Here is a 25,734-nt window from a genome sequence, read left to right on the forward strand (position 1 = left end):
CGTCCGCGGGCGGTCGCAGGCGACCACTGTAGAATCGCCCCCTCGGAACCAGCCCTTCTAAATCGCGCACCCTCGCCGTGCGCCGCGGACCTTATCTTTTGAATACTCCCACCCACACCGCCCCGGACGGCGCCGACGCCGCCGCGCAGACCGACAGCCCGCCGCTGCTCGATCGCGTCCGCGCCGCGCTCGCCGTGCTCGAACAGCTCAACGCCGACCGCGCGATGCTCGACGCGCTGCCCGCCGACGAGCGCGCGCGCCTGCATCAGGCGATCGCCCAGGCCTTCCATCCCGAACCCAAGGCGCGGCGCAAGCAACTCAAGCAGCAGGCGCGCGAGCGGCATCAGGAAAAGCTGCGCAAGGCCGACGAACTGCTCAACCAGACCGGCATCCGCGCGCTGCGCCGCAAGCCGGTGTTCACCACGCCGAATTATTTCCCGCCGCAGCCCGCCGGCCAGCACGATCCCAGCAACAACACGCCCGAGCCGATCGCCTACAGCGAATCGCCCGAGCTGCTGCATTGCTACGTGTGCAAGAAGAAATACACCCAGGTTCATCACTTCTATGACCAGATGTGCCCGCCCTGCGCGGAACTGAATTTCTTCAAGCGCACCGAAACCGCCGACCTCAGCGGCCGGGTCGCGTTGCTGACCGGCGGCCGGGTCAAGATCGGTTATCAGGCCGGATTGAAGCTGCTGCGCGCGGGTTGCGCGTTGATCGTCACCACCCGCTTCCCGCGCGACTCCGCGCTGCGCTACGCGCAGGAGCCCGACTTCGCCCAATGGGGCCATCGCCTGGAAGTGTTCGGCCTGGACCTGCGCCACACCCCGAGCGTGGAAGCGTTCTGCAGCGAACTGCTGGCGACTCGCGAGCGTCTGGACTTCATCATCAACAACGCCTGCCAGACCGTGCGTCGCCCGCCGGCGTTCTATGCGCACATGATGGCCGGCGAAACCTCCGCGCTGCACGAGATGCCCGACGACGTGCGCCGCTTGGTCGGCCGCTACGAAGGCCTGCGCGCGTTCGACCTGCTGTCCGATGCCGGAGATAGCGCGAACGGCGCCGTGCAAGCGCAGGGCAACGTGCGCTCGCTGATCGACGCGACCGGCCTGACCCGCGCCGCCGAACTGTCGCAGGTGCCGCTGCTCGCCGACGAACTGCTCGGCCAGGCGCATCTGTTTCCCGAAGGCCGCCTGGATCAGGACCTGCAGCAGGTCGACCTGCGCGGGCGCAATTCCTGGCGCCTGCAGATGGACGAAGTACCGTCGGTGGAATTGCTGGAAACCCAACTGGTCAACGCGATCGCGCCGTTCATCATCAACGCGCGGCTGAAGCCGCTGATGCTGCGCGTGCCCGAGGGCGACAGCCCGCGCCGCGACAAGCACATCGTCAACGTGTCGGCGGTCGAGGGCCAGTTCTACCGCAACTTCAAGACCACCAAGCACCCGCACACCAACATGGCCAAGGCCGCGCTCAACATGATGACGCGCACCTCGGCCGCGGATTACCACGGCGACGGCATCCACATGAACTCGGTCGATACCGGCTGGGTGACCGACGAAGATCCGGTCGAGATCGCCGCGCGCAAGGTGATCGAGGAACGCTTCCACCCGCCGCTGGACATCGTCGACGGCGCCGCGCGCATCGTCGATCCGATCATCCACGGCTTCAACACCGGCACCCACGTGTGGGGCCAGTTCCTCAAGGATTACGCGCCGACGGACTGGTGATGCCGGCGCCTCGCGCGCGGCCGTTTCATCGATAGGCCGCGGTCGCGCGCGCGGCGGGAAACACAGCGGTCACCGACGCCTTCCGTGGCGCCGACGCCATTCAAACTGTGCGGAACGGATTATCCCCATAACCGGACTCCGACTTGCGCTGCTGAAGCGTACTGCTTGCTTCCCTTCCCCTGATTGCGCCATCCAGGCGCTTACTCCCACCGAGTTCCGTATCGGGTGTGCACCGGTTCGCGCTTCAGCGCGCCGCCGTGCGTTCGACCGGCGCCTTCAGGCGCGCGGCCGGGTGACCCGTGTTCGCGACCACCGACTCGACCTCGGCCTCGCTGACCGGATCGGGCAGCGCCTTGGAGAGCGAACGGTTCGGGCCGGCGTCGGCCGGCCCATTCATCATGACCACCCCGACCACCGCCAGCGCGAGCAGCGCGAACAGGGCGATACGGGTGTATTGGATTCGTGCGAACAGGCCGCGCGAGGTCGCCGGCGCTTGTTCGCGGGCCCAGCTCAGGTCGGCCGAGAACAGGCAGACCCCGCCTTCGCGCCCGCGCATCGGCAGGGCCGAGGCCAATGTGGCGGTGTGCAGCGTGCCGTTCGCAGTGCCCGTCGTATGTTTCATGCCTTACCTTTTAAAGCCAGGACCGTGCCGCCCGGAGCATGCCGTGTGGAGCCTGCCCCGCCCCACGCGGCGCAGCCGATGAGCGGCTGCCGTTCAACGTCACTTTTTCCGTTTTCGCGTCACAAATCAATTCCGTTTTTGTGACATGGACCGGTTCGGACCGACCTGCGCACGTTTCGAAAACTGAACAAACGCTAAGAAAAGCCGTCCGGCGTTGCGTGCAGCGCATGTGAATAACAGAAAAATAACGATCTAAACGTTTCCACGTAACGAATTATTTACGAAATTCCGCGACCGGGTTCGCGGGTCAAAATGCGCAATTCGCCTGAATCGGCCAAATTCGGCTTCCCCCTACCCGGGCCGTAACCGTTTTCAGTCCGGCAGCTGTGCCGAGTTTGCGCAAAAGTTCCTCACCGCCGCTCCGGCGTTCATCGGCCGGACGGACGATCCCGCCGGCTCGGCCAAGCCCGGCTTGCGCCGGACCGACCCGGCCTCTAGCCTTCTGGCTCGCGCGCGAAGCGCCGCACTTCTTCTGGAGAGAGCACACATGAAACATGTCCGCGCCTTGTTGGCGCTCGGCGTCGCTGCGGCCGTGATCGGCCTGAGCGGCTGCAAGAAGGAACCCGTCCCCTCCTCGAGCACCACCACCGCTCCGGCCGCCGCGCCCGAGGGCGAGACCGCGGACCAGTTCATCGCGCGCGTCAACGACGAGTACAAGAAGATGTATCCGGAGATGACCGCCGCGCAGTGGCTGTCGTCGACCTACATCAACGACGACAGCCAGTTGCTGTCGGCCAAGGCCAACGAGCGCTACCTCACCCAGCTCAACAGCTGGATCGAGCAGTCGAAGAAGTTCGAAGGCAAGCAGATGTCGCCGGCCACCGCGCGCGCGATCCAGCTGCTCAAGATCGGCACCGCGATGCCGGCGCCGAAGGACCCGGCCAAGCTCGCCGAGCTGACCCAGATCGCCACCCGCATGGAAGGCATGTACGGCTCGGGCAGCTATTGCAGCGGCCCTGGCGACACCGACTGCCGCCAGCTCGGCGATCTGGAGGACGTGCTGCGCAACAGCCGCGACTACGACGCCCAGCTCGACGCCTGGAAGGGCTGGCACACGATTTCCAAGCCGATGCGCAAGGACTACACGCGCTTCGTCGAACTGGTCAACGAAGGCGCGCAGAACCTCGGCTACGCCGACACCGGCGAGCTGTGGCGCTCGGGCTACGACATGAGCCCGGCCGAACTCGCGGCCGAGACCGATCGCCTGTGGGGCCAGGTCAAGCCGCTGTACGAACAGCTGCATTGCTACACCCGCTCGCGCCTGGAATCCAAGTACGGCGTCGACAAGGGCCAGACCGGCGGCGGCATGCTGCCGGCGCATCTGCTCGGCAACATGTGGCAGCAGGACTGGGGCAATCTGTGGGACGTGCTCGCGCCCTACACCGAGCAGCAGGCCGGCAGCCTGGACATCAACGGCGCGCTCGCGCGTCAGTACCAGCAGGCGCTCGACGCGCAGGAAGCCAAGTCCGGCGGCGAGCGCAGCCCGCTGGAACAGGCGCAGCTCGAGGTCGACGCCAACCTGGCCAACGCCAAGCAGATGACCGAACGCGCGCAGGACTTCTACGTCTCGCTCGGCATGCCCAAGCTGCCCGACAGCTATTGGGCGAAAACCCAGTTCATCAAGCCGCGCGACCGCGACGTGGTCTGCCACGCCAGCGCCTGGGACATGAACATGGGCGGCGACGTGCGCACCAAGATGTGCATCAAGCCGAACGAAGAAGACTTCACCACGATCTATCACGAGCTCGGCCATGTGTATTACTACCTGGCCTACAACAAGCAGCCGCCGCTGTTCCAGACCGGCGCGCACGACGGTTTCCACGAAGCCATCGGCGACACCATCGTGCTGGCGATGACGCCCAAGTACCTGCAGTCGATCGGCATGGTCGGCAATCAGCAGCAGAGCAACGAAGCGCTGATCAACGCGCAGATGCGCATGGCGCTGGCCAAGGTCTCGTTCCTGCCGTTCGGCCTGATGATCGACCGCTGGCGCTGGGGCGTGTTCGACGGCTCGATCAAGCCCGATGCGTACAACAAGGCATGGTGGGAACTGAAGGCCAAGTACCAGGGCGTGGCGCCGGTGCAGGCGCGCGGCGAGGAGTTCTTCGACGCCGGCGCGAAGTACCACGTGCCGGGCAATACGCCTTACACGCGCTACTTCCTCTCGCACATCCTGCAATTCCAGTTCTACAAGTCGCTGTGCGACGCGGCCGGCTACAAGGGCCCGCTGTACGAATGCAGCTTCTACGGCAACAAGGCCGCGGGCGCGAAGTTCGAAGCGATGCTGAGCAAGGGCGCGAGCCAGCCGTGGCAGCAGACGATGAAGGAACTGACCGGCGGCGAGAAGATGGACGCCACGGCGGTGCTGGAATACTTCGCGCCGCTGCAGACCTGGCTCAAGCAGCAGAACGAAGGCAAGAGCTGCGGCTGGCAGGCCTCGGCCGCGGGCGCTGCGGCGCCGGTGTCGCCGGCCAAGCCGGCGGCGAAGGCCGATGCCAAGGCGAAACCCGCCCAGGGTTAATCCGCGCGCAGCGGCGATCGATCGGGCCTGCGGGCTGGTCGATCGTTGCTCGCGACATTGAGGCGTTGCAGACAGGCCGGCTTATGCCGGCTTGTTTGTTTTTGGGGATCGGGCCTTGGCGCCCGGCTTGAGCAGTCACCGGATCGCTGATACCGGGATCGCGCAGACATCGACTGCTGGCCGATCCGCGCGGGCATATTCGTTGAAACACATCGATAGCCGCAAAAACGCCAGCGGGAAAAAGCACCGTTCATGCGTTCGGGCAGTTCACGCGGGCCCACGGCCTGACGTTTCTCGGGAAACAACGATGACTGACCAGACGCTCGATGCGTCGGGACGGCCTTGGCTGGATGGATGAATCCCGGTTGCCATCGGGAGCCACGACCTGCCGAACGCATGAAGCGACGCATCGAAATCCGGATGCGCCCCATCCGGATCGACGAACGCGCGTTCCTAGCGAAATGCGCGGGCGCTCGTCGGCGTCACCAAAGCCATCGTCGACCTGACCCGCAAGCCAAACCCGAACAGGCGCGCATTCGACCATGCCGAAGAACATTCTGATATTCGCGGACGGAACCGGCCAGATCGGCGGCGTGCGACCGGATCAGCAGTTGAGCAACATCTACAAGCTGTTCCGCGCGAGCCGGGTCGGGCCCGACAGCCCGATCGATCCGCGCGAGCAGGTCGCCTATTACGAGCCCGGTCTTGGAACCTCCAATGCGGCCGGCAGCGTCCGCCTGGGCCTGTGGGAACGATTGAAATCCTGGGCCGGGCTGGCGGTCGGCTTGGGCTTCAGCACCAACGTCATCGACTGCTACGAAGCCATCCTCAAACGCTACGAGCCGGGCGACCGGATATATCTGTTCGGATTCAGCCGCGGCGGCTACACCGTGCGCGCCTTGGCCAATGTGTTGAACCTGTGCGGGGTGCCGACCACCGACGGCAAGGGCGGAGCGCTGCCCAGAGCGGGCCGGGCGCTGCGCGTGATCGCCACCGAAGCGGTCGTGAAGGTCTATGAGCACGGCTCCGGCCATCCCCGCAAACGATTCGAAGCGCAACGCGAGGCGATCGCGCGGCGCTTTCGGTCCAAGTACCGATCCGGAAACGATCCCGCCCGTGGCGACGTCTATCCCGAATTCATCGGCGTGTTCGATTCGGTGGCGGCCTTGGGTCTGCCCGTGCCGGCGCGCTTGGCACTGTTGGCTGTCGCCGCCTTGGCGCTGGGCGCGGTCAGCATCGCGATCGCAGCGCTGACCAGTCATTGGTTCGATTGGACGCAATGGGCGGTGGCGACGTTCGTATTCCTGGCCGGCGTATCGGTGGCGGCGCTTTCCTATGCGCGCGTCACCTTTCGATGGGCATCGAAGGACGTGCGATGCGGCACCCGGCCGTGGCACTTCGCCGTGTGGAATTCGAAAAACTACGATCGCTATCTGGACCCGCGCATCCCCGTCGCGCGCCACGCGCTGGCCATCGACGAAACACGCCTTGCCTTCGGACGCGTGACCTGGGGCGGCAGCAGGAATGCCGATCAGCCCGGCGATACGCGCGGGCGCTTCCGCCAGCGCTGGTTCGCCGGCAACCACTCCGACATCGGCGGCAGCTATCCGGAAGAGGAATCGCGCCTGTCGGACATCGCCTTGCGCTGGATGATCGAAGAAGCCATGGCCGGGCCCCATCCGATCGTGCTGGACCGGAGCAAACTGCACCTGCATCCCGATCCGCTGGGGCCTCAGCATTCCGAGGTCTTCGCGCGGCAACAAGGCGCGTGGTGGATGCGCCTTTTCAAGTGGTCCAGCGCGCCTCGACCGATCCAGGAACAGGCCGAGCTCGATCCCACCGTGCTTGAGCGTTTCGCCGCCGCGCGCGTCGTTGCCTGCGATCGCACCGCGGCTTACCGGCCCGAGGCGTTGCGCGGGCACCATCGGGTCACTCACTTCTACTAGTTCGCGCCTCAAGGACTGCGGCGGAGAAGCCATTCGCGGCTGAAACGGACGCTTCGGCGTGGGCGATCGCGGTCGCGAAAGCCCCGATCCGATCCATCTCCCCCGCCCGATCGGGACTGGCGCGGGCGGCCGCGCCGCCGGATCATCGCTGCGGACCACGAACCGGAATCGCCGCATGATCGCCCCGCACCGCCGCCACGCCCTCGCGCTGAGCCTGCTCGCCCTCGCCTGCGCCGCCACGACCGCCCAGGCCGCTGAAACCGCCGACCTGCTGATCCGCCATGCCGCAGTGATCGACGTGAGCAACGGCAAGACCCGCGCGAACCAGACCATCGCGGTCAAGGGCGCGCGCATCCTGGCCATCGTCGACGACGCCAAGGCGAAGCGCTTCGAGGCCGCGCGCAGCATCAATGCGCAAGGCAAGTACGCGATCCCGGCGCTGTGGGACATGCACGTGCATTTCGGCGGCGGCGACAAGCTGATCGAGGAAAACAAGAACCTGCTGCCGCTGTATGTCGCCCACGGCATCGCCGCGGTGCGCGACGCGGCCGGCGATCTGAGCCCGAGCGTGTTCGCATGGCGCGAGGCGATCAACAACGGCTCGCTCGACGGCCCGACCATCTTCACCTCCGGCCCGAAGCTGGAGGGCTACAAGTCGATCTGGCCGGGCGATATCGAAGTCGGCAGCCACGCAGAGATCAGCAAGGCGCTGGACCAGCTGCAGGGCTGGAGGGTCGACTTCGTCAAGATCACCGACAACACCTTGTCGCCCGAGTTGTTCATGGACGCGCTCAAGCAGGCGCATGCGCGCGGCCTGCGGGTGTCGGCGCACGTGCCGTTCGCGCTCACCATCGATGAGGTCAGCGCCGCTGGGCTGAGTTCGATCGAACACATCGAGTACGCGTACAAGGCCGGCTCGCCGCAGGAAGCGCAGATCGGCGCGATGGTCCGGCGCGGCGAGATCGACAGCAAGGAAGGCTGGAACCGCATTCAATCCAGCTTCGACGAAACCACCGCGCGCGCCGCCTACAAGCGCCTGGCGCGACGCGGCACCGCGGTCACGCCGACCCTCAACGGCAGCTTCGTGACCACGTATCTGGATCGCAACGATCATCGCGGCGACGACTATCTGAAATACATCGGTCCCGGCCTGCAGGCGACGTATGCCTGGCGGGTGGAGCGCGCGGCCAAGGACGACGCGGCCGCGATCGAACGCCGCCATCAGCGTTACGAGCGCAACGCCGCGATCCTGCCCTTGCTGCAGCAGTCGGGCGTGACCGTGCTGGCCGGCACCGACGCGGGCTTTCTCAACTCATTCAATTATCCCGGCGTGGGCCTGCACGATGAGATGCAGCGCTTCGTCGAAAGCGGCCTGACCCCGCTGCAGACCTTGCAGGCGGCGACGATCAACGGCGCGCGCTTCCTGGGCCAGGAAAAACTGCACGGCACCCTCGCCGCCGGCAAGGCGGCCGACATCCTGCTGCTCGACGCCGACCCGTTGCGCGACATCAGCGCGACCCGCCGCATCGATACCTTCGTGCTGCGCGGCGAGGTGCATGACCGCGAGGCGCTGGATGGGATGCTGGAAGAGGTGCGCAAGCGTGTGGCGGCGCAAAAGGCGGAGTAAGTGGCGCTTTCAGGCGACTGACGAGTCGGTGCGGCCAGGTTCGCGCGGCTAAGGCTGTATGTCGGCCGGTTTTGTACCGGCTCTATCTTCATCCCGCTGCTCTACCCGTGTGCCCCGACCACTTCGAAACTGCTGTTGCTGTTCCCCCCTTTGGAAAAGGGGGGGAGGGGGGATTCGCTTTTAGCCCGGACGCTGAAGTCCTCTGCAGCAATCTCTGCAGCAAAAACGGAAGCAAAAGCAAAAGCAAATCCCCCCTGCCCCCCTTTTGCAAAGGGGGGAAAAGCACGGGGAGCGCGGATGGAAGTGGCGACCTTGTTACAACCGCCTGTCTACTTCACTTCCGAAACTTCTGCGGCGTCGTCCCGCTGAACTGCTGGAACATCGCGATGAACGCAGACACGCTGGCATAACCCATCTGCGCCGCCACCTGCTGCACGCTGCGGCCCTGCTCCAGCAGCGGGATCGATTGCTGGAAGCGCAAGCGCTGCCGCCACTGGCTGAAAGACATGCCCAGTTCGTCGCGGCAACGACGGCTCAAGGTGCGCTCGGTGGTGTGCACGCGCTGCGCCCATTGCTCCAGCGTGGTGTTGTCGCCGGGCGCGTGCTGCAAGGCGTCGAGGATCGGCGCCAGCAGGCGGTCTTCGCTCTGCGGCACGAACCGTTGCAGCATCGGCGTGGCCAGCAGTTTGTCGATCAGCACCCGCGCCAGACGCCGGTCGCCCGGCGTTTGCGGGATCTCGATGCCGCGATCGAACAAGTCCTCGACCCCGGCAATGAACAAGGCATGCAACCGCACGATGCCCGGCGCCTTGGGCAGCTGCGGCGTGTAGCGCTCGGCGATATTGATCAGCCGGCATTTCACTTCGCGCCGGTTGTGCGAGGTGTGGTCCATCCGCGGCGGAATCCACACCGCATACCCCGGCGGCGCGAAGAACGGCTGGCCTTCGACCACGAACGCCATGCTGCCGGATTCGACGAACGCCAGCTGGCCCCAGGGATGCTGGTGCAAGGCGCTCTCGGTATCGACCGCCAGCGCTTCGTAGCGCAGCAGCAGCGGGCCCGGCAAGGAGCGATAGGGATAGTGGAACTGGCGACTGCGGCGCATCTTGTCCGGGGCCCGTCATGGCCTGTCTGGTTATCGGCATCTGTCGATTACCCGACATTCTAGAATGAGCAGCCCCACGTTGTAACGGCTGCTCCAGCCAGGACGTCCCCCATGCACCTGCTCCTGCCGATCCTGGCCACGCTGATCTGGGCCGGCAATACGATCGTCAGCAAACTCTCGGCCGGCGCGATCGACCCGGCGGCGATTTCGTTCTACCGCTGGCTGGTCGCGCTGCTCGCGTTGACCCCGTTCCTGCTGCCGCGGGTCTGGAAACTGCGCGCCCAGGTGCGTCCGTACTGGCGCAAGCTGGTGGTGCTGTCGGCGCTGGGCATGGTGATGTACCAGTCGCTGGCCTATTTCGCCGCGCACAGCGTCAGCGCGATGTCGATGGGCTTGATCGTCGCGGCGATTCCGCCGATGACGATGCTGATCGGCATGGTCGTGCTCAAGACCCGGCCCTCGCCGGGCATGCTGATCGGCGCGCTGATCTCGTTCGCCGGCCTGAGCTGGCTGCTCAGCGGCGGCCATCCGGCGCGACTGCTGCAACAAGGCCTGGGCCGCGGCGAGTTGATGATGCTGCTGGCGGCGTTCTCGTATGCCTTGTACGGCGTGCTGGTCAAGCGCTGGGCGTTGCCGATTCCCAACGGCGAATCGCTGTACCTGCAGATCGCCTGCGGCACCGCGCTGTTGCTGCCGGGTTTCCTGCTGGCGCCGTCGGTGGCGCTGACCGCGCACAACCTGCCGCTGGTGCTGTACGCCGGCCTGCTCGCCTCGACCCTGGCGCCGTGGTTCTGGATGCACGGGCTGCTGCGCCTGGGCGCGGACAAGACCGCGGTGCTGATGAACCTCACGCCGGTGTTCACCGCGGTGTTGGCGGTGCTGTTGCTCGGCGAACCCTTGCAGGCTTATCACTGGATCGGCGGCGTGCTGACGCTGCTGGGTGTGACGGTGGCGCAGGTGTTGCGGCAAAAGCCGGCGGTGGCGTTGCGTTCGCGGGAATGCGCCGGCTGAGCGGATTGGAGCGGTCAGTGGGATGAGCCCTTGGTCTGGTGGTGGCCCGTCGCGGTTGGCGTGATGGCGCGGTGGCGACGAAAGGCTCGCCGTGGCCGCGGTGTCGCGGTCGCGGCTTGCGCCGCTCCTACAGGGAGGGTGGCGTTGTAGCGCTGCTGCTCGGGGATTGGGTCGGGAGCCGCGAATCGTCGCGGCCGCGAATCCCGGGTTACGACGAAAGTGGCAAGACGGCGGCACGATCGATGACGATTGTCAGGCGGCGACGGCACCGCCCTCGCCAATGTGAGCCGCGTCAAGTTCGGCGTCTGCGCGCGCTGCTAGGGTCGTGGCATGTCGACGCCACCCGACTGCAATCGTCCATCACCGCGACACCCGCAGCGTCTGCCGCGAACCGCGGTCGGCGTCGCGTCGGCGTGGGTCGACGCCGGCCGGGATGGCGCTGATGAGCATCGCCCGGCCCCGGCACGGCGACACCTATTTCCGGATCGCGCGCCGCGTCCGCTGGACGCGACTCTTGCGTGCGCTTCGACGAAATCTTCCTCGGCCCGGATGCCCCGGACCGTCCCTAGTTTCGCTATTGCTGCGGCCGATCCCCCTCTGCCGCCAGCGTCTGCCGGCCGCGGGGGGTGGCCCCCGGCCGGCTTTTTTTATTCCGCGCCGCTCGCAACGGCCTGATCGGACCGACTTGCTCGCACCGACTTGATCGGACCGATGCGATCGCGCTGGCCCGACTGGACCGACCCGATGTCCATGACGGCATCGCGATCCGCCACTCCCGCGACCGGCCCACCCTCGCCGCCGCGACCCACGCAAAACGGCACCGGCACCGGCCATCGCCGCGATCCAGTCCACGCACCGAACCGCCTCGCACAAAATTTCATCGATAGAACCACACGAATGGCGACAGGTTTGTTAGTTTGCGTGAGGCAAAACCCGCCTGCCTGACGCCGTGATGGGGTACGACGTTGCCGGCGGCCTGCCGCCTGTCACGCCGACTCGCTGCATCGGTCGACGCGGATGACGGGGGATGCATGACGGCTCATGCTCGCCGGCCCCGAACGCGAACGACCTTTCTCTAACGCGAGTGTGCATTGCGATGCCCCAACGCATCGACCGGATCAAGAACCTGGCGGCGGTATCGCAGTTCCGCATCGGCGCGCTGCTGGTGCAGCCCGACCGCCTGGCGATCGTGCGCGACGGCGTCACCACCGCGCTGGAACCGCGGATGATGGAAGTGCTGATCGCGCTGGCCGAACGCGCCGGCGAAGTCGTCAGCGCCGAGCAGTTGCTGATCGAAATCTGGCGCGGCACCTTCTACGGCGACAACCCGGTCCACAAGACCATCGCTCAGCTGCGCCGGCGCCTGGGCGACAGCAGCCGCGAACCGGACTACATCGAAACCATCCGCAAGCGCGGCTACCGGCTGGTCGCGCGGGTGACCTTTCCCGACGACTACCGCAGCGGCCTGCCGCGCGCGGCGGCGTGGACTCAGGGCAGCCCGTATGTCGGCCTGCGTTCGTTCGACCAGGCCCATGCCGGCGTGTTCTTCGGCCGCAGCCGCGCCACCGCCGAACTGCTGGCGACTCTGCGCGAACAACTCGACAGCCAGCGCCGCTTCGTCCTGGTGTCGGGCGCCAGCGGCTGCGGCAAGACTTCGCTGCTGCGCGCGGCGGTGATGCCGCTGCTGCAGCAGGACGGCGGCTTCGACGGACTGCACGCGCTGACCAGCGCCTACTTCGACCTGGGCGCCTGCCGCGGCGGCGACCTGCTCGCGCGGCTCGCCCAGACCTTGTGCGACTGGTCGCTGGACGGCCGCCCGCTGTACCTGCCCGGCGAGGCCGAGGTTCTTGCCAGGCAACTGCGCGATACCCCGAGCGCGGTGCATGCGCGCATCGACGACGCGTTCGCGCGCCGCACCGCGCATCTGGCCGAACGCGCGCATCTGCTGCTGGTGGTCGATCACGCCGAGGCCGCGGTCGCCGCGCCCGGCATCGACGCGCGCGACCGCGCCGAGTTCGGCGCCGCGCTGACCGCGCTGTGCGCATCGCCGCGGGTGGCGGTGATCGCGATCACCCGCAGCGACTTCTACCCGCGCCTGATCGAAAGCGTGCCGGGTCTGGCCGAACTCAAGGCCGGCGACGGTCACATCGACTTGCTCACTCCGCGCGAAGGCGAGATCGGCCAGATCATCCGCGCGCCCGCCGCGCTGGCCGGGCTGAGTTTCGGCGAAGACCCGGAAAGCTCGCTGCGCCTGGACGACCTGCTGCGCGACGCCGCCGCCCAGCATCCCGATTCGTTGCCGCTGCTGCAGCACACCCTGCAGGCGCTGTACGAACGCCAGGACGAAGGCGGCGTGCTCAGCGTCAGCACCTATCGCGAACTCGGCGGCCTGGAAGGCGCGCTCGCGCATCGCGCCGAACAGGTCTTTGCGGCGCTGCCGGCGAACGCGCAGGCCAGCCTGGAACGGGTGCTCGCGGCGCTGATCGTGCTGCGTCCCGACAGCGACGCGGTCACCGGCCGGCGCGTGCTGTGGTCGACCCTGGACGATGCGGCCGCGCGCGAACTGGCCGAGAGTTTCGTGCGCGCACGCTTGTTCGTCGGCGAACTCAGCGGCGGCGAACCGGGCTTCGGCGTCGCCCACGAAGCGCTGCTGCGGCAATGGCCGCGCGCGCGCGAATGGGCCAACGAAAACCGGCAACTGCTGCAGGCGCGCGAACGTCTGCAACGCGCGACCCGGCGCTGGGCATTGGAAGGCCGCCGCGCCGATCATCTGCTCAACCCCGGCCGTCCGCTGGCCGAAGCGCGCGAGGCCGCGCGCCGCCTGCCCGACGATCTGGGCGAAGACGACCGCCAATTCCTGCAAGCCTCCGAACGCCAGCAACGGCGCAAGCAATGGTTGCGCGTCAGCGCGATCGCCAGCTTGTGCGTGCTGACCCTCGCCGCGACCGGCCTGGGCCTGCAGGCCTGGCAGGCGCGGCGCGAGGCCGAGCAACGCCGCGATCAGGCCCAGCAACTGGTCGGCTTCATGCTCGGCGATCTGGCCGAGCAACTGCGTCCGATCGGCAATCTGAAACTGCTCGACAGCGTCGGCAGCCAGGCCCTGACCTATCTGGAGCGCATGCCCGAAACGCAGATGCAGCCGCGCGAACTGGTCAGCCACGCGCGCGCGTTGCGCACGGTCGGCGAAGTGCTGATGAACCAGGCCCGCTTCGACGAAGCGCACGCCGCGTTCGAACGCGCCGACGACGCGGCGCGGCGCGCGCTGGCCGGCGCGCCCGATTCGCTCGATGCCCTGGCCGAGACCGGGACCACCGCGTACTGGCTGGGTTACTACGCGTATCAACAGAATCAGTACGACCCGGCGGAAAAATACTGGCAGGCGTATCTGCACGCCAGCGAAGGCCTGGTCGCGCGCGCGCCGAAGGATCCGCGCTGGCAGCTGGAGCTGTCGTACGCGCTCAATAATCTGGGCACCCTGGCCTTCGTGCGCCTGCGCAGCGACGAAGCGGCCGAACTGTTCGCGCGCTCGGTCGCGATCAAGCGCGCCCTGCTCGCGGCCAAACCGGCCGACAAACCGCTGCGCTACGAACTGGTCGACAGCCTGTCGTGGCTGAGCAGCGCGCAGGACGCGCGCGGCCAGTTGGCCGACGCCGCCAAGGGCTACGCCGCGCAAACCGCGATGCTGCGCGAACTGGTCGACAGCGAACCCGAGGCCGACGCCTGGCGGCGCAAGCTCGCGACCTCGCTGCTGCGCAGTTCGGTGCTCGCGCTCGACCGCGGCCTGGCCGACGACGCCGAAAACGAAATCGCCGAAGCGATCCGCCTGCTCGGCGCGCTGGTCGAACAGCAGCCCGACAATCGCGACTGGCGCCGCAACCTCGGCCATGCCTACGCGCATGCCGGCTGGGTCGCGCACCTGCGCGGCGTGCCCGCGCTGGCCGACGAGCGCCTACGCCGCGCGCAGCAGGTGCTGGCGCCGCTGTTGCAGCAGACCGAACCGTTGCCGGACTGGCGCGTGCTCGACCTGCTGGTGCGGCTGCGCATGGATCAGATCGCCGCATCGCCGCCGCAGGCCGCGATCGACCGCCTGGTCGCCGACCTCGACGCGCTGCACCGGCAAACCCCGGACGACCCGCCGATCCTGTCGATGCTCGCGCGCAGCCTGGTCTGGCGCGGCGAGCGCTACCAGCGCGCCGGCAACGACGCGCGCGCGCGCGACGACTGGAACCGGGTGCGCGACCTGCTCGCCAAGCGCGTGGCCGACAGCCGCGACCGCAACCTGCTCGAAGCCTGGGTGCGCACCCAGGTGCACCTCGGCGCGCGCGCGCAAGCCTCCACCCAGATCGCCTGGCTGCAACGCGCCGGCTACCGCCATCCCGGCTTCGTCGCGTTTTACGAATGATTCCACGACGCGTTCGACGAAGCCGCTCCGCAGCAACCATACGCACTAGGAAACCGCTCATGGCCAGCAAGAAAGACAGCAAGAAATCCGCCGCCGCGCCGGAAAAGCAGAAGAAGTCGAGCAAGAAGGGCGATCCGGCGCCGATCGACATCGAACTGACCGTCGCCTACGTCGGCTTCGGCGGCAACGCCGGACTCGGCCAGTACTTCTACAGCTTCGCGCCGGACGTGGTCACGGTGCAGGGCGCCGGCCCGGTGGTGATCACCTACAAGTTCGAGGCGCAGGTACCGCAGCGCTTCCAGATCATCAGCGTGCTCAACTCCGACGCCTTCAAGCAGATCCACAAGGTCCGCGTGGCCGAGGACGGCCGCAGCGTGAGCATGCACAACCGCAACACCGTGCAGACCCTGATCTTCTTCACCGTGCTGGTGCGCGATGAGGAGAGCAACGATCTGCGGGTGATCTCCTGCGATCCGCAGGTCGGCAACGATCCGCGCACGGTGCCGCCGGGCATCATCAAGAAGCGCGGCTGATCCCAGGCGAATGCCGATGGCGCAGACGGCCCGTGACCGTCTGCGCCCTTGTCTCGTGCGGAGAGGGTTTTGAACTAGCGCCGCGGCGGTCGACCGAGCTGCACAAGCTCGCGCAACGATACGCAGCGCGGCAACACGGCAACCGCCGGCACTATCTCGCCGGCATACCGACCCGGCCGCGACAAGACAACGACGAAGACCGGGCGCATCCGCATCGACGCCGGCACGGGCCTCGACACGGATACGCACCCGGGGCCACCCGTGGCCCCGAACACGGACGCGCAACGCGTCCGCTCGGGCGAGCCAACGCTTACTTCTTGATCGTGCAGAACGCGCCGAAGCTGTCGCCGGTGTAATAGCGCTGGGTGATCGGCCGGCCCTTGGCGCTCTCCTGGACCAGATAGACCAGCCCCTGCGGCGAACCCAGCAGGGCCGGCGCGGCGCGCCAGTACTTCGGGCCGATCGGGCCGAGCGGCGGCAGCAGGCCCTTGTCGTTCTCGTAGACCCGCGCGTTCAATTTCAGCTTCTCGCAGGCGACGGTCGGGTTTTCGGTCCGCGCGCAGCTGTCGAACGACTGGATCATCTTGGCCACGTCCTTGGGCAGCGACTTGCAGGCCGGCGGCGCGGCCGCCAGGGCCGGCGAGGCGGCGAGGACCAGCACGGCGGACAGCGACCACTTCACGAGCTTGACGTTCATGACGTTCTCCTGGGTTGTGCATTCGACGCGACCGCACCGGGCGTCCCGATGCACCTGCCTCGCGCTGCGGCGATCGCCGCAGGCCGACCCTGCGCGCCCCGCCGCCCGCCCCGCCTTACCGCAACCTGACGGTCGCCGCCCGCCGCGACCGGGCCCGATCGCGCCCGCCGCCGGCGGTGATCGCGGGTAGTGAATCGGTGAGCCGCGCGCGCAATCGGCGCCCCGCGCAGGCCCGAACCGGCCCTCGCGAACCTGACGAGGCCGATACCAACTCATTGACTGCAAAAGGAAAACCGCTCCGTAAGGTTGCCGTAAGGCAGGCCCGCGGGACGACGGCCAACCTGCGCGGCATCCGGACCGCGGGTGCCACGGCCGGACACCGACACGCCGGCCGGCGCGCGGGGCCCGGGCACCACGCGCCGATCCGGCGATGCAGTCAGGAGTGCCGTCATGTCCGATTCCGAGTATCCCTACCCCTGCGCCAGCGACACCGACGATTCGCAGGACGACGTGGGTCCGCTCTCGCAATTCCGCCATGGCGCGCAGGACCGGCGCCTGCTCGAAGTCGCCCGCCTCGACGCCGGCATCGCCGCCAACAGCGACTTCGACGACAAGCCCTGGGGCCTGCTGTACCGCGCCCTGATCGATTCGATCGGCCTGTCGCCCGACGACTTCCAGCTGATGTACCCGTCGGTGCCGTGGGACTGGCCGCGCACCCAGGCCGGCTTCATCGCCGCGGCCCAGTACGACTTCTGCTCGACCGCGCCGCAATGGAGCGCGATCGGCGCCTACGTGTCCAGCGGCGACGCCGTGCACCAGGCCTACCAGCAATTCCTCAACGTGATCCCGGCCCAGACCGAGTACCGCAGCCTGCGCCAGCACCTGCACGACGCCGACGACGCGCTGGTGGTGGCGACCAATCACTACACCCTGGCCACGACCTCGGCCGCCTCGGCCTACGCCAATCAGGTCGACGATAACCGTCCCAGCTTCACCGAATGGCTCGGCAGCCGCGGCGGCGCCGGCTATCAGACCCGCATCGTCGCCGCCGAAGTGGCGATGAATCAGGCCCAGAGCCATTACGCCGCGCTGGTCGCGCAATGCGAATCGGCCGAACTCGGCCAGGCCCAGCTGCGCTGCAGCAGCGAACAACATCAGGTCCGCTTCGCCGACCTCAACCTGATCAAGCTGCCGAAGGTCCACGACTGGCAGGTCGAACAGCAAGCGGCGGACTGGGTCGCGAAGGTCCAGGCCGGCAACGGCCCCAGCGGCGTCACCCTGGGTTTCAGCAATCGCGAAGCGCCCTACGACTTCGGCCAGACCTGGGCCGGCCGCCGCAGCCGCATCCGCCAGTTGTTCTGGCAGGTGCGCATCAACGGCCGCTGGGAGCGCATCGACGAATTCGAATTCGACAACAAGCTCGAACTGTCGCTGGACTTCCAGGCGGTCGACCGCATCGGCATCCGCCCGGGCGGCTGGTACGACGGGCAATTCGCCCGCGGCATGATCGACGGCCCCTTCATCCACGGCTACAGCCCGTTCGGCGGCGACACCGTGGAAACGCGCGGCCAGCCGGTGTTCGGCGAAAAGGGCTTCTTCGGCCTGATCAAGAACGGCATGTGCGTGGGCTACAAGCCCTCGTTCGCGATCCGCACCACCACCTCGACCTTCCGCCGTTTCGCCGACCCGTTCCGCGCCGCCACCGGGCTGCGGATCGGGCCGTTCACCTTCGAAGCCGAAGGCGGCAGCCTCGCCGCCGGCTGGAAGGCCGACCCGGCGACCCAGACCTTCACCGGCACCACCAGCAGCGAGCGCGCTTTGATCATCGGCGCGACCGTGTCGGAATTGCCGAACGGGCCGGTGTAAACCGAAGCCCGGGTGGTGCGTTCGGAAAGGAGTCGAAGTTCCGTACCTCGTTCCAGCGGTCCGGCCGATGCGCGTCAGTGGGGACCTCCACGCGCATCGGCCGGAGTTCGCTCGACAGCGCAAGTCGGGCCGGGCGCGGCTGACGCCAGCTTCGTCTCAAGCGGAGTTGGCGCAGGCGGACGTGGCTCGGGGCTGCTCCGCTTGGGCGGCTAACGTCCGATCAGCAGCGCGCTCAGCTCAAGCGCGCTCGACAAAGCGCGAGCAGTGAAAGCAGGCCCGGCCAAAGTCGGCTCGACCGACGCACTCTCAATTCAAGCGCATCACGCCGTCGCAATAGCGGCCCAGGCAATCGCCGCGCGCGATGTCGAGCACCAGCGAATTGCCGGGGTCGCCGCTGGGCCGCGCGACCCGGTCGGGCACCACGAACACCGCCGGGCTCGCCTCGGCCATGCCCTTGGGCCACTTGAAACTGCTGACCACACGGTAACGCGGCAAGCCCGCCAGCCTCAGCTCGGCATCGGGCGCGAAACTCGCCGCCTGCGCGCGCGCCGAATCGGTCCACGCCTGCAGGTCGGCCGCGCCGGCGACTTTCAACAGGCCGATGCGCCACGCCGATTCGATCCGGTCGACCGCGCTGGCGCGCGAAGCGACGCGCTTCGCATCGGCCTTCTTCGCCGCCGCCGCGGCCGTGCGGATGGTCCGCCCGACGGCCGCCGGCACCGGCAACCGCGCGACCTGCTGGATATCGCCCGGCACCGACAGATTGCGCAGGTCCATCGCCGCCGCGCGAGCGCGCGCTTGCAACACTTCGAAGCGGGACCGCCCCGCCGCGCCGGCCGCATCGCCGACCGCGTCGATGGTCGCGGGCACGGCCCTGGCACCGCCCGCGCCGAATTGCTGGTCGGCCTCGATGGTCAACGCGCCCAGGGCCAGATCCGGATCGTCGTACAGCCAGCTCCAGGCCAGTCCGCGCCAGGCACCGTCGAACGACGGATTCATGCGCAAGGCATCGACGAACATCGCCCGTGCCGCGGTACTGGCCTCGCGCAGACGGTCGACCTGCGCCGGATCGCCGTCGGCATCGCCCTGGACCTGGCGCATGTAGGCGCGCAGGCGCCATGCGCCGAGCTCGCGCGCGGCCATCGCCGAATTCGGATCGGCGCTGCGCGCGGCCTGCAGATAATTTTCGGCCGGAACCTTTTCGCCCACCGGCCGCATCGCGACGGCCGCTTCGGCGCTGCGCCGGTAACGCTGCATCGCGGTTTCGTAGCGCGCGCCGTCGGCGTCGGCCGGCGCGCGCTCCTTGCGCAGCTCGCCGAGCATCGCCAGTTGCTGGCGAAAGAACGGATCGCCGCCGGCCGCGCTGCGCGCCGCGCCGTACACCAGGCGCTCGGCCAGCGCGTCGTAGTCGGCCGGCCGCAGCGGCGGTGGCGGCGGGCCCCACTTCGCCGGCGCGGTCTTCGGCGCGTCCGGCGCGCGGCTCGCGCGCGATGGCGACGGCGCGGCTTGCGCGCGGCCGGGCGCGGCGCGTTCGGCGCGCGGCGACGGCGAGCCGCGCGACGCCGGATAGGTCGCCGCCAGATACACCGCCAGAATGGTCGCGGCGATCACCGCGCGCTTGGTCAGATCGTCGTCGCCGTCCTCGCGCGCGCGCCACAGCACCGCGATCGTGCAGACCGCGCCGCCGACGGCCAGCGCGCCGCGGAACCAGCGTTCGCTCGGGCTGTGCCGCGAGGACGAGACCAGATAGCCGATGAAATCCATCAGCCACATCGGCATCGACATCAGCCAACCGGTCAGCGGCGCCAGGAAGATCACCACGAAGAACAGCAGCACCACCACCTTGACCAAGGCGAAGCGGGTCGGCGGCGAACGCAGCGGATGCCAGCGCGGAGGGCGGCCCTGCCAGCTCATCGGTTCTTGATCATCCGCGGCAGCACCACCAGGAACAGGTAGCAGAACACCACGAAGCCGATGCCCATCAGGGTCAGCAGGATCTGGTTCATCCAGCTGTCCAGCGGCGAGGTCGCCGCGCCGCGCAGGCTGGCGTAATAGCCCTGCAGCAGATACGACAGCGCGGCGAAGACCAGCGGCACCACCAGGATCATCGCCGCGCGCGCGGTCGCGACCAACCGGGAGGTTTGAAGTCGGTAGCCCCGCGTGGTCGAAGCCGACGACGGCATTTGCTGCTGCAGCAACGAAGGCGGCATCGATGAAGGCAGCGGCGGCCGCGCGCCGAAACGACGCGGCGCGGGTTGCGGGCGCGGCCGCGGTTGCGGCGTCGCCACCGGCGTGCGCATCACCGCGGCCCAGCCGCGCGGCAGATCCTGCGGTTGAGTGGCCGGACGCGGCTTGGCCTTGCGCGCGGTCTTGCTGAGCAGGTCCAGGCGGATGCACGAGGCGCAGGGCTGACCGGCGTAATGCTGATGCTCGCGATTGCGCCCGCACACCACGAGCCGCCCGCTCGACGGCTGCGCATACGCGCGCAAGGCATCGCGCCATTCCGACGACGGCGGCCGCGCAGACGGCGTGTCGCCGAACGCGCGATCGAACAGGCCGCGCAGTTCCCGCGGCATGCTCGCGTGCGCGCTGACCGGACTGGGCGCCATGATCCGGTTCGCTCGCAGCCCGTAGGCGTAGCAGCGTTCGCGGATGCGTCCGGGGATATCGGTCGGCACCCGATCCGACGACGGCTTGCCGCTGTAGGGATGGATGCCGAAGTTCAGCAACTGGAAGATCACCACCGCCAGAGCGAAGCGGTCCTGGGTTTCCTCGCCGGCTTCGTCGAGCTTGTGCGCCTGATACTCCGGCGCCAGGTAATCGGGCGTGTACTGCGGCGCCGAATAGCGCCGGCCGCGGCCCTGGATGCTGAAACCGTCGCAGTCGAGCAGCGCGATGTACAACGACGCGCGATAAAAACGCAGGTTGACCGGCTTGAGATCGACCACGCAGTGATGCTGCTGATGCAGCGCCGCGAGCACCGCGGCGAGATTGGCCGCGAGGGTGATCTTGTGGCCCAGCCCGACCGGCAAGCCGGCCGCGCGCGCCTGGCGTTCCTGCAGCACCTGTTCGAGTTCGGAGGTGGAATCCACGTCCAGCGCCGGCATGGTGAAGCCGGCGAACTTGCCGCGCTCGTCGCGCACCACCGCATCGGGCCAGGCGATCTGTACGTAGCGCTTGCCGCCTTCGATCTGGTCGGGCAAATGCGGACGCAGGTCGAGCATGGCTTCGATGCGATCGGTGTAGCTCGGCGGATCGACCCGCGCGTGGTAGATCTTCGCCACCGCGTTGGCATCGTCCGGCAGCAGGTAGACGCTGCCGGCGCCGCCGCTCTTGATCAGCTTGCCCAGGCGCGAACGGCGCGAGCCAATCAGGATGGTCTGGCCGCTGACCAAGCTCATGAGCGCGGGCCCGTGTGTTGCGGGTGGGTTCGCTGCGCATGCGACTGCCACGCGGCCATCGCGATATCGACCGCGACGGCATCGACCCCAGCCGCGCCGCTGACGACCTGGGAACGCATGGCGTCGGGGCTCATGGCAACGTGCTCATGACGTCGGACTCAGCCCCGCAACGCGATCAGCAGGGTCTTGTCGTCGGAGGTGATGCCGTGCGTGCGCGGGTCGTCGAGCGTGCCCAGCAGCGCGCGGCTGCCGTCGTCTTCGCCGACCGAGGCCAGATAGCGCGCGACCGGTTCGATGAAGGGCTTGAACAGGCCGGTATTGCCCTTGTCCATCGCGAACGGCATCGCGCCGTCGGACATCAGCGCCAGCCGCGCGGTCGGCGCGGTCACCGCGAGCACGCGCAGGTGCTGGCGCCAGGCGTCGCCGGTGACGAAATAGGTTTCGTTGGAGTACTCGCCGTTTTCCGGCGCCGACACCACGCCCGGCGCGTCCGCCGACTCCGCTTCGGCCACGCCGATGCCGTCGCCGATATGGAAGAACCAGCCGCGCTGCGCGTCGCCGGCGAAACCGACCAGGGTCGCGGCATAACTCGACAGCGAAGCCTTGTCCGCGTCGGCGAGCTCGATCAGGGCCGCGCGCGCGGTCTGAATCGCTTCGCTCGCGCTCGCCTCGAACGCGTCTTCATCGTCCAGCACGGCGCAATCGCCGCGCAGCCGTTCGCCGAGCACGCGCGTGACCGTATCGGCGACCACGCGCGAGCCTTGATCGCTGCGCGACGCCGAGCCGGCGCCGTCGCACACCACCGCGACCAGACGCTCGCCGTCCGCCTCGAACGCGAACGCGTCCTGGCAGGGAATGCCTTTACCGACGTGCGAGGTTCCGGTCGCCGATGCGGCGTAAATGCGCCAAGCCATGGCCTGCGCCCCGCCGCTCAGGTCGGCACCGAGGACCAGGTGTCGGTCGACGGCAGTTGCGCCTGTCCGCCCGGACGCGACTGCGACACCACCTGCATGCTCGCGCTGAGCCACAGGAACAATTCGCGGAACTGCAGCCCTTGCAGGCGCTTGACCCCGCCCTCGCCCTTGCCGCTGAACTGGCCCATGACGCCGACCTGCGAACCATCGCCGACCGCGATCGGAAAGATCGCGACCTTGTTGGCCTGCTCGGCTTCGCGCGCGCGCTTGGCCGAGGCTTCCCAGGTATCGGTCGGCACGCCGTCGGACATCAGGAACAGCCACGGCCGGGTGTAGGCGATGCCGGCGGCCTTGAAGCGCTGCTTTTCGTTCTCGACCTCGGTCAGGGCCAGGTCGATCGCGCGGCCGGTCGGCGTGGTGCCGTCGGCCTCCAGCACGGGCGCTGTGAAATCCATCGCGTCGCACCAGTCGCCGACCACTTCGGCGTGATCGAAACCGCCGTAACGCACCACCAGCACGCGCACCCGCTTGGCCGCGATCACGTCGCTCTTGAGTTCGGTCTCCAGCAGCTTGAGCCCTTCGTTCAACTGCTGCACCGGCGGGCCCATCATGCTGCCCGAGCAGTCCAGCACCAGCACCAGCGGCGTGCGCTGTTCGGTGTTGTCGACCAGGGCGACGTCGGGGATCACGGGCTGATTCATGGCATTCCTTTGCGAAGGGATCGATTCGGCAGTATAGCCACAGCGGCCACGGCGGGCACAGCGCGGCGGTTGCCGCTGTCGGCCGGCCCGCGGACGGATGCGATGCGGCGGGTTTCGACGACGTTGCGCGCGGGTTCGCGGCCGCTCGCGCCCACGCGGTCGCAGTTGCCGTCACGCCGGTGGGCCGCCGCGCGCACGGCATGGCGGACGCCCGGATACGCACGGACCAGCGAACGCCGATTCATCTCGCCGCCGCAGGTCGCGTCCCGCCGCCGGCCGCGTACCGCCGCGCAGCCGCGACCGCCATCGCAGCGCACTGCGCAGGCGCGCACAAGTCCGCGCACCGGTCCGCATGCGGTAACCGCACTGCCATCTGCGCCCAGCACCCTGCGATGGCGGTCGCCCGCCGCTCCCCCAGCCTCCCGCTTTCGAGCGGATTTATGCCCGGATTGTCATGACCGACTCGCACGATTCCCATCGCCGCAGCTTCCTGCGCGGCGCCGCCGGCGCCACCGCCGCCGGCCTGGCCCTCAACCTGTTCCCGCCCGCGATCCAGAAAGCGCTCGCGATCCCCGCCGCGCGCGTCAGCGGCACCATCCACGACGTCAAGCACGTGGTCATCCTGATGCAGGAGAACCGCTCGTTCGACCATTACTTCGGCGCGATGCGCGGCGTGCGCGGATTCGGCGACCGCTTCCCGATTCCGCTGCCCAGCGGCAAGCCGGTGTGGCGGCAGACCACCGCGCAAGGTCGCGAAATCCAGCCGTACCACATCGACACCAAGACCACGAGCGCGCAGCGCATCGGCGGCACCCCGCACACCTGGCCCGACGCGCAGGCGGCGTGGAATCAGGGCTTGATGGACAAGTGGCTGCCGGCCAAGACCGAGCGCTCGCTCGGCCACTACCGCGAAGCCGACATCCCGTTCCAGTACGCGCTCGCCAATGCCTTCACCCTGTGCGATGCGTATCACTGCTCGCAGCTCACCGGCACCAATCCCAATCGCCTGTTCCTGTGGACCGGCACCAACAACCCGGCCGCCGACCGCGGCGGCCCGGCGATCGTCAACACCTTCGACGATTCCGGCCCGGCCAGCGAAGGCTATTTCTGGACCACCTACCCCGAACGCCTGGAACAGGCCGGGGTGAGCTGGAAGCTGTACCAGGACATGGACGACAACTTCTCCGACAACCCGCTGGAAGGGTTCCGCCAGTTCCGCGCCGCCGCGCCGGGCTCGGCGCTGGCCGAAAAAGCGCTGAAAACCTGGACCCTGGACGATCTCGCCAGCGACGTGCGCAGCGGCCAGTTGCCGCAGGTGTCGTGGCTGGTCGCGCCGGCCAAGTACTCCGAACATCCCGGCCCGTCGGCGCCGATCTGGGGCGCGGACTACACCGCGCGCGTGCTCGAAGCGCTCACCGCCGATCCCGAGGTGTGGGCGCGCACGGTGCTGATCGTCAACTTCGACGAGAACGACGGTTTCTTCGATCACATGCCGCCGCCGGCGCCGCCGTCGTTCGACGCCGAGCACCGGCTGATCGGCGGTTCGACCGTGGACCTGCGCGGCGAACACCACATCGCGCGCAGCGGCCCCTCGCACGGCACCTCCAGCGACCCGGCGATCTATTACGACCGCCCCTACGGCCTGGGCCCGCGCGTGCCGATGTACGTGATCTCGCCGTGGAGCCGCGGCGGCTGGATCAATTCGCAGGTGTTCGACCACACCTCGGTGATCCGTTTCCTGGAAAAACGTTTCGGCGTGGCCGAGCCCAACATCAGCGCGTGGCGACGCGCGGTGTGCGGCGACCTGACCACCGCGTTCAACTTCCACGATCCCAATCACGAACCGATCCCGTCGCTGCCGGAAATCGGCGACGCCGACCGCATCGTCGCCGAACAAAGCCGCCTGCCCGCGCCGAAACCGCCCGCGGTCGCGAGCGCGCCGCGGCAGCAACCCGGCATCAAACCGTCGCGGGCCCTGCCCTACGACCTGCAGGTCGGCGAACGCTTCGATCGCGAAACGCGGCGGCTGCGCCTGAGCTTGAGCAACACCGGCCGCGTCGCCGCGGTGTTCCATGTCTACGACCTGCTCGCGCCCACCGCGATCCCGCGCCGCTACACGGTCGAACCGGGCAAGACGCTGCACGGCGACTGGACCTTGCAGCGCGACGGCGCCCGCGCCTACGCATTGCAGGTGTTCGCGCCGAACGGCTTCTTCCGCGAATTCCGCGGCTCGTTCGGCGGCGCCAACCCGACCGTGACCACCGTGCCCGACCTGCGCCTGCGTCGGCGCAAGCTGATCCTGGCCTTGCGCAACCCCGCGCTCAAACCGCTGCGCCTGAACCTCGCCGACCAATACGGCCTGTACGAACCGCGCCTGGAGCGCCTGGGCCCGGCCGCGGTGCATTACCGCCCGATCAAGCTCGACGAAAGCCAGCAGTGGTACGACTTCGTGCTGACCGACGCGAACGACCCGGAGTACTACCGTCGCCTGGCCGGGCGCATGGAAACCGGCGAGCATGGCATTACCGATCCGGGGTTGATCTAGGCGTCCGTGGCGCAGGAATGGCGTTGGTCGCGGCGACGGCCGCGACCTCTTGC

The 25,734-nt window shown here is 68.2% G+C and carries 17 protein-coding genes; 9 read left to right on the forward strand and 8 right to left on the reverse strand.

Annotation, left to right across the window (positions count from 1 at the left end; translation table 11 throughout):
* Window positions 1-98 precede the first annotated feature (98 nt).
* Entirely contained in the window at window positions 99-1,730 is a 1,632-nt protein-coding gene (locus tag IEQ11_RS16585; protein ID WP_191822108.1) for an SDR family NAD(P)-dependent oxidoreductase, read from the forward strand.
* Window positions 1,731-1,974: 244 nt separating this feature from the next.
* On the opposite strand, the gene IEQ11_RS16590 is transcribed toward IEQ11_RS16585, so the two are convergent.
* Complete coding sequence (locus tag IEQ11_RS16590; RefSeq protein WP_036109364.1) at window positions 1,975-2,352, reverse strand: hypothetical protein; 378 nt, start codon at window positions 2,350-2,352, stop codon at window positions 1,975-1,977.
* 547 nt (window positions 2,353-2,899) lie between these two features.
* Between IEQ11_RS16590 and IEQ11_RS16595 the strand changes: the two genes are divergently transcribed.
* From IEQ11_RS16595 to IEQ11_RS16605, 3 genes are all read left to right on the forward strand, one after another.
* Window positions 2,900-4,933, forward strand: a complete 2,034-nt coding sequence (locus tag IEQ11_RS16595; protein WP_051547532.1) for a M2 family metallopeptidase — start codon at window positions 2,900-2,902, stop codon at window positions 4,931-4,933.
* A gap of 542 nt (window positions 4,934-5,475) precedes the next feature.
* The gene (locus IEQ11_RS16600) at window positions 5,476-6,879 is read left to right on the forward strand and encodes a phospholipase effector Tle1 domain-containing protein (RefSeq protein ID WP_191822107.1); all 1,404 of its coding nucleotides are present in this window, start codon (window positions 5,476-5,478) and stop codon (window positions 6,877-6,879) included.
* 175 nt (window positions 6,880-7,054) lie between these two features.
* On the forward strand, window positions 7,055-8,506 hold the full coding sequence (locus tag IEQ11_RS16605) for an amidohydrolase family protein (RefSeq protein WP_191822106.1): 1,452 nt from the start codon (window positions 7,055-7,057) through the stop codon (window positions 8,504-8,506).
* Window positions 8,507-8,840: 334 nt separating this feature from the next.
* Here the strand turns inward: IEQ11_RS16605 and IEQ11_RS16610 are convergent, their stop codons facing one another.
* Window positions 8,841-9,611, reverse strand: coding sequence for a helix-turn-helix domain-containing protein (locus tag IEQ11_RS16610; protein WP_036109371.1), 771 nt, complete (start codon window positions 9,609-9,611; stop codon window positions 8,841-8,843).
* Window positions 9,612-9,722: 111 nt separating this feature from the next.
* Here IEQ11_RS16610 and IEQ11_RS16615 point away from each other — a divergent pair, with 111 nt between their 5' ends.
* From IEQ11_RS16615 to IEQ11_RS16625, 3 genes are all read left to right on the forward strand, one after another.
* The gene (locus IEQ11_RS16615) at window positions 9,723-10,622 is read left to right on the forward strand and encodes a DMT family transporter (RefSeq protein WP_191822105.1); all 900 of its coding nucleotides are present in this window, start codon (window positions 9,723-9,725) and stop codon (window positions 10,620-10,622) included.
* A gap of 1,096 nt (window positions 10,623-11,718) precedes the next feature.
* The gene (locus IEQ11_RS16620) at window positions 11,719-15,024 is read left to right on the forward strand and encodes an nSTAND1 domain-containing NTPase (protein ID WP_191822104.1); all 3,306 of its coding nucleotides are present in this window, start codon (window positions 11,719-11,721) and stop codon (window positions 15,022-15,024) included.
* A gap of 59 nt (window positions 15,025-15,083) precedes the next feature.
* The gene (locus IEQ11_RS16625; protein ID WP_228464692.1) at window positions 15,084-15,557 is read left to right on the forward strand and encodes a hypothetical protein; all 474 of its coding nucleotides are present in this window, start codon (window positions 15,084-15,086) and stop codon (window positions 15,555-15,557) included.
* A 310-nt stretch (window positions 15,558-15,867) separates the two neighbouring features.
* On the opposite strand, the gene IEQ11_RS16630 is transcribed toward IEQ11_RS16625, so the two are convergent.
* Complete coding sequence (locus tag IEQ11_RS16630; RefSeq protein WP_191822103.1) at window positions 15,868-16,254, reverse strand: hypothetical protein; 387 nt, start codon at window positions 16,252-16,254, stop codon at window positions 15,868-15,870.
* Window positions 16,255-16,704: 450 nt separating this feature from the next.
* Between IEQ11_RS16630 and IEQ11_RS16635 the strand changes: the two genes are divergently transcribed.
* Window positions 16,705-18,120 carry a hypothetical protein gene (locus IEQ11_RS16635; protein ID WP_096415090.1) on the forward strand — a complete coding sequence of 472 codons (1,416 nt, stop codon included), beginning with the start codon at window positions 16,705-16,707 and terminating at the stop codon, window positions 18,118-18,120.
* 306 nt (window positions 18,121-18,426) lie between these two features.
* Here the strand turns inward: IEQ11_RS16635 and IEQ11_RS16640 are convergent, their stop codons facing one another.
* The 5 genes from IEQ11_RS16640 to IEQ11_RS16660 are packed head-to-tail and all read right to left on the reverse strand — an operon-like array spanning window position 18,427 to window position 23,136.
* A complete protein-coding gene (locus tag IEQ11_RS16640) occupies window positions 18,427-20,034 on the reverse strand; it encodes a hypothetical protein (protein WP_191822102.1) in 1,608 nt (535 codons plus the stop codon).
* Window positions 20,031-21,521, reverse strand: a complete 1,491-nt coding sequence (locus IEQ11_RS16645; RefSeq protein WP_191822101.1) for a DNA-binding protein — start codon at window positions 21,519-21,521, stop codon at window positions 20,031-20,033. The genes IEQ11_RS16640 and IEQ11_RS16645 overlap by 4 nt, the downstream gene beginning before the upstream one ends.
* Window positions 21,518-21,655 (reverse strand): hypothetical protein, encoded by a 138-nt coding sequence (locus IEQ11_RS16650; RefSeq protein WP_187313237.1) that lies wholly within the window; start codon window positions 21,653-21,655, stop codon window positions 21,518-21,520. The genes IEQ11_RS16645 and IEQ11_RS16650 overlap by 4 nt, the downstream gene beginning before the upstream one ends.
* 24 nt (window positions 21,656-21,679) lie before the next feature.
* Complete coding sequence (locus IEQ11_RS16655) at window positions 21,680-22,435, reverse strand: PP2C family serine/threonine-protein phosphatase (protein ID WP_191822100.1); 756 nt, start codon at window positions 22,433-22,435, stop codon at window positions 21,680-21,682.
* A 17-nt stretch (window positions 22,436-22,452) separates the two neighbouring features.
* On the reverse strand, window positions 22,453-23,136 hold the full coding sequence (locus IEQ11_RS16660) for a vWA domain-containing protein (protein WP_046657356.1): 684 nt from the start codon (window positions 23,134-23,136) through the stop codon (window positions 22,453-22,455).
* A 454-nt stretch (window positions 23,137-23,590) separates the two neighbouring features.
* Between IEQ11_RS16660 and IEQ11_RS16665 the strand changes: the two genes are divergently transcribed.
* Window positions 23,591-25,681, forward strand: a complete 2,091-nt coding sequence (locus tag IEQ11_RS16665) for a phosphocholine-specific phospholipase C (RefSeq protein WP_191822099.1) — start codon at window positions 23,591-23,593, stop codon at window positions 25,679-25,681.
* The last annotated feature ends 53 nt before the right edge of the window (window positions 25,682-25,734 follow it).

It is taken from the genome of Lysobacter capsici (assembly GCF_014779555.2).
Lineage (GTDB): Bacteria > Pseudomonadota > Gammaproteobacteria > Xanthomonadales > Xanthomonadaceae > Lysobacter > Lysobacter capsici.